The following is a 6,291-nucleotide window of genomic DNA, read 5'->3' as shown; positions in this document are numbered from 1 at the left end:
CCGTAGCGGACACACATTTTGCTACTTAGCCCGAAAACCGCCGCTTTCCCTTGATTTAAAGGGAAAGTGGCGGTTCTTTTGTACGTCTTAAGGGACGCGCGAGAAGCCTTAGTTGAAGGAGTCTCCGCAGGCGCAGGAGCCGCCAGCGTTCGGGTTATCGATGGTGAAGCCCTGGGACTCGATGGTGTCCGCGAAGTCGATCTTGGCGCCGGTGAGGTATGGGACGCTCATCTTGTCAACGACGAGGTTGACGCCGTCGACGTTGTCGACCTTGTCGCCGTCGAGGGTGCGGTCGTCGAAGTAGAGCTGGTAACGCAGGCCAGCGCAGCCACCCGGCTGGACAGCGATGCGCAGCGACAAGTCGGTGCGGCCTTCCTGCTCGAGCAGAGCCTTTGCCTTGGCGGCAGCGGCCTCAGTCAGGATGACGCCAGTTTCGGAAACGGGAGCGGTCATTATCTTCTCCTTGAAAATACGGTCCGTAAAGTGTCCCCCACCCTACTCCGAATTTTTCCGGCCTTAAAGCGCCGGCACGCGTACTCGGAGGATGGGCCAGCGTCCACGAGGAAGCGGCAGACGCTGGAATAAACGGTTCAACGTGCGAGACAGCTGCCTTATTCCCACCACATTTCCCACCTTTCACCCCGGCCTTGTAGTCTTGGATTTCGTGAGTAATAGCAGCGAAAACACCACCGGAGCAGACCAGCCCCGCAAGGGCTACACCCCACCCAAGGGACGCCCCACGCCCAAGCGCAACGAGCAGGAAATCGCGCGCGGCGTGCGACGCGACCCGAACGGGGCATCGGAAGCCCAGCGCTACCAGCACCGCAAGGAGCTGAAGAAGTCCATGTCCAAGGAGGAATGGAAGGACTACAAGCGCAAGGAGCGCGAGGAGCGTAACAAGCGCAACAAGGAGGCGCAGAAGCGCATGGAGGCTGGCGACGAGCGCTACCTCCTGCCGCGCGATAAGGGCGAGGTCCGCCGCTTCGTGCGCAACTGGGTCGATAGCCGCCGCTTCCTCAATGAGTGGGCCATGCCGTTTATGATCGTCCTCCTCGTCATCCTCTTTATCGGCATGTACAACCCGACGTTCGCGAATATCTCCACGCTCATCGCGATGGTCTTCATCGTCATCTTCGCCGTCGAGGGCGTGTGGCTGGCCCGCAAGGTCAATAACGCGGTGCGTCTCAAGTTCCCTGGCACCACCGAGGCCGGCTTCGGCCTGGGCTTTTACGCCTACGGCCGCGCCACCCAGCCGCGCAAGTGGCGCACCCCGCGCCCGCAGGTCGAGCGCGGCGCCGAGGTCAAGTAGGCCCACATGGCGCAGTTCGAGTCCGTTCCGGTCCCTGACGCCCAGGCTGCCGATGCCACCGCGCTCGCCCTCGGCTCCACGCCCCTCGGCGTGTCCTTGGGTACGGTCAATGCTCCCGCTGTATGGCTCTCAGCCTGCCAAGGCGAGGTTCCCGCGCATGCTCCGCGACGTCCGCGCCTTGTGGTTTTCGTCGGCGAGAACGGCATCGCCACTCGCCAGCGCGACGGGGTAGGACTCTCTGCTTTCGCTCCCGAGGCCACCGCGCAACAGGCACAACAGCTCGCTGACGGCCTCTCCCCGGCCGCCGTCCTCGCCGGTCGCCTGGGCGTGGGCCTGCGCACCGTCGACTGCCCACCCGCTGCAGCCATCGACGTCGAGAACGCCTGCACCCCCGAGGGCCTCGAGGAAGCCCTCGCCCTCGGCGCCCGCGCTGCCGACGAAGAAATCGACGCCGGCACTGATTTCCTCATCCCCGGCGACCTGGGCGTGGGTTCCACGACCGTCGCCGCCGTCGTCATGGCGCGCCTCACCGGCACCGAACCCGTCGTCATCGTGGGCCCCGGCTCCGGAATCACGGACGAGGCGTGGAAGACCAAGGTCGCTGTCCTGCGCGACGCGCTCTTCCGGACGCGCAACCTCTCCGACCCACTGGAAATCCTCCAAGTCTCCGGCGGCCCGACCCTCGCCGCGCTCACGGGTTTCATCGGTCGCGCCGCCGCACGCCGCACGCCACTGCTCATCGACTCGCCGCTCCTGACGGTTGCCGCGGTCCTCGCCGAGCGCCTCGCCCCCGGCACCCGGCGCTGGATCTACGCCGCGAATACCTCCTGCGAGCCCGCGCATACGCTCGCGCTCCAAGACTTGGGCCTCACGCCGCTGCTCAACACGCTCACCACGACCGGCCAGGGCCTCGGATCGCTCTTCGCCTATCAGCTCCTCGCGGCCAGCCTCGAGCTCGTCGCCGACGAAGTCGCCGCCGTCCAGGCCGCCGCAGACCCCGCCTAGACCATCCGGATTCCAGGACAACGAAGGCCACACAACCGCCACGTTGTGGGGCCTTCGTTGTCCTGAGATTCCGCACGCAGCCCGTGGAGACAAAATAAAAGGACCCCGAGGGGTCCTTCCTTTACGCGCTCATTACTTCACGAGCGTGTGCAGCCAACCGTGCGTGTCTTCGACCGCACCGTGCTGAATGCCAGTGAGCTGCTCGCGCAGCGCCATGGTGGTCGTGCCAGCCTCGCCGCCGTTGACCTTGAAGTCGATGCCGTCGCCCATGACGTGGCCGACTGGTGTGATGACCGCGGCGGTACCGCAGGCAAAAGCCTCGGTCATCTTGCCGGACTCTGCATCCTCGCGCCACTCGTCGTAGCTCACGCGACGCTCTTCGACCTTGAGCCCCATGTCTTCGGCGACCTGCAGCAGCGAGTCACGCGTAATACCCGGCAGCAGCGAACCGGACAGCGCCGGAGTCACCAGCGTCTGGTTACCTTCCTCGCCGTAGACGAACGCGAGGTTCATGCCGCCCATCTCTTCGATGTACTTGCGGTCGATGGCGTCGAGCCAGACCACCTGGTCGCAGCCCTTCTCCGCTGCCTGCGCCTGTGCGAGCAGCGAGGCAGCGTAGTTGCCCGCGAACTTCGCAGCACCCGTACCACCCGGGGCAGCACGGACGTAGTCGGTAGACAGCCATACGGAGACCGGATTGACGCCACCGGTGAAGTACGCGCCCGCCGGGGACGCAATCACGATGTAACGGTACGTCGCAGCCGGGTGCACGCCCAGGGAAACCTCGGTGGAGATCATGAACGGACGCAGGTACAGCGCAGCCTCGCCGCCCGCGGCTGGGACCCAATCCTTGTCGATCTCGGTGATCTGGCGCAGGGACTCGATGAACTCATCCACCGGCAGCTCCGGCATAGCCATGCGCTTAGCCGAGTTGGCCATGCGGTTGGCGTTAGCCTCCGGACGGAACGTGGCAATGGTGCCATCCGGCTGGCGGTAGGCCTTGATGCCCTCGAAGATGGCCTGGCCGTAGTGGAAAACATTGGAAGCCGGGTCCATGCTAAACGGCGCATACGGGCACACCTGAGCGTCGTGCCAGCCGTCCTTCTCGTTCCAGTCGATGGTGACCATGTGGTCGGTAAAGTGCTTACCAAAGCCCGGGTTCTCGAGAATCTTCGCACGTTCCTCCGGGGAGGTCGGGGTGGGGTTCTTCGTCACGTTGTATTTCAAAGTCATGGCCTCTAACTTACTCTTTTTCTATCGCTCCACAGGCCACCCCCGTCAAATTTTTTCGCCTACAGTAGGCAGACAGTGCACTATTCATCTCGTTTCATTTGGAGGTCTTTCTCGTGACTGATTCTTCCCACGGCCCGCTGCTGGGCGTTTCCCCCACCGTTGAGCTCGCGACCGCCGCGCCCAAAGCTGCCGATGCCCTCCTCATCGCCGCCTTCCGCGGCGACGACGGCCTGGAAGTCCCTGGCTCCGCACTGCTCGATGCTGACGCAGTCCGCGCCACCTTCGACGCGCTGTCTGCTGTGGGTGCCACCGGCAAGTCCGGCGAGGTGACCCGCGTGCCAGCGCCGTCCGCCATCACCGAGGCGACCGGCGCACGCTCCATCGTCGCCGCCGGCCTGGGCGAGTCCGAAGACCTCACTGACGAGACCGTCCGCGTCGCCGCGGGCAACGCCGCTCGCGCGCTCGCGGGCGTGGGCACCGTCGCCACGACTCTCGGCGACTTCGCGCTCGGCGCCGCTGTCGAGGGCATCGCCCTGGGCGGCTACGTCCACCGCGGCCTGCGTTCCTCGGAGCTCGAGGATCCCCAGCGCCCTGCCACCGTCGTCTTCGTCTCCTCCGACGAGACCGCCGCGACCGACTTCGAGCGCGCACGTCTTACCGCCGAGGCCACGATCTTTGCCCGCAACCTCGTCAACACCCCGTCTAACCTGCTCTACCCGGAGTCCTACGCGAACTACCTCGCCGAGACCGCCCGCTCCACCGAGGGCCCAGCCGGTGGCGTCGAGGTCGAAGTGCTCGACGAGTCCGCGCTCGAAGAGCAGGGCTTCGGCGGCATCCTCGCCGTGGGCCGCGGCTCCGCCCGCCCACCGCGTCTCGTCCGCCTGTCCTACCGTCCGTCCGGCGCCACCCGCGACGTCGCGCTCGTAGGCAAGGGCATCACCTTCGACACCGGCGGCATCTCGCTCAAGCCGGGTGCCGGCATGTGGGACATGATTTCTGACATGGGTGGCTCCGCGTCCATGGCCGCCGCGGTCTTCGCCGCCGCCAAGCTGGGCTTGAACGTCAACGTCACCGCCACCTTGCCGCTCGCAGAGAACATGCCTGGCGGCAACGCCACGCGCCCCGGCGACGTCATCACGCACTACGGCGGCATTACCTCCGAGGTCCTCAACACGGACGCCGAGGGCCGGCTCGTCCTCTCCGACGCCATCGCGCGCGCCAGCGAGGACAAGCCGGATTACCTCATCGAAACCGCCACGCTCACCGGCGCCCAGATCGTCGCCCTCGGCGAGCGCACTGCCGGCGTCATGGGCTCCGAGGACTTCCGCGACCGCGTCGCCGAGATCGGCCGCGAGGTCGGCGAGAAGGCCTGGGCCATGCCGCTGCTCGAGGAGCACGAGGAGGCCATCAAGTCTCCGGTCGCCGATATCCGCAATATCCACACGAAGCGCGAGGGCGGCATGGAATTCGCCGGCACCTACCTCCAGCGCTTCGTCGGCGAGGACATCGAGTGGGTCCACATCGACGTCGCAGGCCCTTCCTGGAACGGCGGCTCGCCGTACGGTTACACCACTAAGCGCGCCACCGGCGCCCCGGTCCGCACCGTCATCGCCGCGCTCACTGAGCTCGCCGACAAAAAGTAGCACTCGCTCAGCGCGGAGCTCCCCGTCCACGCCAACGGCGCCTGTCCCTCAGCGGGGGCAGGCGCCGTTCCCCGTTGTGCAATTACTCCGCGTCGTCAGGGTCGTCGGGGCGATGCACGGCTTCGCCCGTATCCGGGTTCTGGCCTCGCTCGAAGCGCTCACGACGCAAGCGCTGTTCCTCGCGCTTGCGCAGCAGCCGTTCGCGTTCCATGCGGTCGCGCATGCGCTGCGGATAGCCGGTCTCTTCCACGTCGTACACGGGGCAGCCCAGCAGCTTCGCCACCGCGTCGATGCCCTTTGGGCCGCCGATAAACCGCCGAATGTAGTCACCGTTTTCATCCACGACAACCACGGACATCTCGTTGACCACCGTCTCCGGCTCAATGAACGCTTCGACGAAGGCGCGGCCTGCCACCCACTCGCTGAGCGCCTGGGCATCCGCCTGCCGGATCGTCTCCCCCGGCCCGCGCGGCGGGCGCAGCTGGGAGCGCGAGCTGTTGCGACGGAAGATATTGAACATAGTGGCCTATCCTACCCGCGCCACCTCACCCCACGGCATCTGAGCGCGCAGCAACGCAACGCCGTGAGCGAACACGCATCGTGGTCACGTCACCATGACCGGCGGCGCGCGGTGTGCCCCGCCCTAAAGGGGGCAAAGAGATAGGACCAGATACACACGCGAAGTCGCGCGTCGCGGTAGGATTGGGCATCAGATTTATCATTATCCAACTTTCGAGGAGTCAAATAACTCATGGCGCAGTCCGTTGTGATGCCCGAACTGGGCGAATCCGTAACTGAAGGCACTATTACCCAGTGGCTGAAGTCCGTGGGCGACACCGTCGAGGTCGACGAGCCGTTGCTCGAGGTGTCCACCGACAAGGTTGACACTGAAATCCCCTCGCCGGTCGCGGGCACGATCCTTGAGATCAAGGCCGAAGAAGACGACACCGTTGAGGTTGGCTCCGTTATCGCCATCATCGGTGAAGAAGGCGAGTCCGCGGACGCTGAAGAGTCCGCACCCGCTGCTGAGGACAAGGCCGCGGAGAAGGAAGAGCCCAAGGCTGAAGAAAAGGAAGAGAAGTCCGCACCGGCTTCCTCCGG

At 65.5% G+C, this 6,291-nt stretch carries 7 protein-coding genes; 4 read left to right on the top strand and 3 right to left on the bottom strand.

The window, feature by feature from the left end; translation table 11 throughout:
• Positions 1-108 precede the first annotated feature (108 nt).
• On the bottom strand, positions 109-453 hold the full coding sequence (locus HMPREF2559_RS08975; RefSeq protein ID WP_066491972.1) for a HesB/IscA family protein: 345 nt from the start codon (positions 451-453) through the stop codon (positions 109-111).
• A gap of 211 nt (positions 454-664) precedes the next feature.
• On the opposite strand from HMPREF2559_RS08975, the gene HMPREF2559_RS08970 reads away from it, so the two are divergent.
• Together HMPREF2559_RS08970 and HMPREF2559_RS08965 are read left to right on the top strand one after the other, a co-directional pair.
• Positions 665-1,309, top strand: a complete 645-nt coding sequence (locus tag HMPREF2559_RS08970) for a DUF3043 domain-containing protein (RefSeq protein WP_233423581.1) — start codon at positions 665-667, stop codon at positions 1,307-1,309.
• Positions 1,310-1,315: 6 nt separating this feature from the next.
• Complete coding sequence (locus tag HMPREF2559_RS08965) at positions 1,316-2,314, top strand: nicotinate-nucleotide--dimethylbenzimidazole phosphoribosyltransferase (protein ID WP_070540403.1); 999 nt, start codon at positions 1,316-1,318, stop codon at positions 2,312-2,314.
• Positions 2,315-2,446: 132 nt separating this feature from the next.
• Here HMPREF2559_RS08965 and HMPREF2559_RS08960 read toward each other — a convergent pair whose 3' ends face one another.
• Positions 2,447-3,547 carry a branched-chain amino acid aminotransferase gene (locus tag HMPREF2559_RS08960; protein WP_066491960.1) on the bottom strand — a complete coding sequence of 367 codons (1,101 nt, stop codon included), beginning with the start codon at positions 3,545-3,547 and terminating at the stop codon, positions 2,447-2,449.
• Positions 3,548-3,660: 113 nt separating this feature from the next.
• Here HMPREF2559_RS08960 and HMPREF2559_RS08955 point away from each other — a divergent pair, with 113 nt between their 5' ends.
• Positions 3,661-5,190, top strand: coding sequence for a leucyl aminopeptidase (locus HMPREF2559_RS08955; protein WP_070540405.1), 1,530 nt, complete (start codon positions 3,661-3,663; stop codon positions 5,188-5,190).
• 82 nt (positions 5,191-5,272) lie between these two features.
• On the opposite strand, the gene HMPREF2559_RS08950 is transcribed toward HMPREF2559_RS08955, so the two are convergent.
• Positions 5,273-5,710 carry an oxidoreductase gene (locus tag HMPREF2559_RS08950; protein WP_066491957.1) on the bottom strand — a complete coding sequence of 146 codons (438 nt, stop codon included), beginning with the start codon at positions 5,708-5,710 and terminating at the stop codon, positions 5,273-5,275.
• Positions 5,711-5,941: 231 nt separating this feature from the next.
• On the opposite strand from HMPREF2559_RS08950, the gene HMPREF2559_RS08945 reads away from it, so the two are divergent.
• A partial coding sequence (locus HMPREF2559_RS08945; protein WP_304438318.1) for a biotin/lipoyl-containing protein occupies positions 5,942-6,291 on the top strand: 350 nt, incomplete at its 3' end.

The organism is Corynebacterium sp. HMSC072G08 (genome assembly GCF_001809185.1).
Lineage (GTDB): Bacteria > Actinomycetota > Actinomycetes > Mycobacteriales > Mycobacteriaceae > Corynebacterium > Corynebacterium phoceense.
This window is presented reverse-complemented; position numbering and strand designations above follow the sequence as displayed.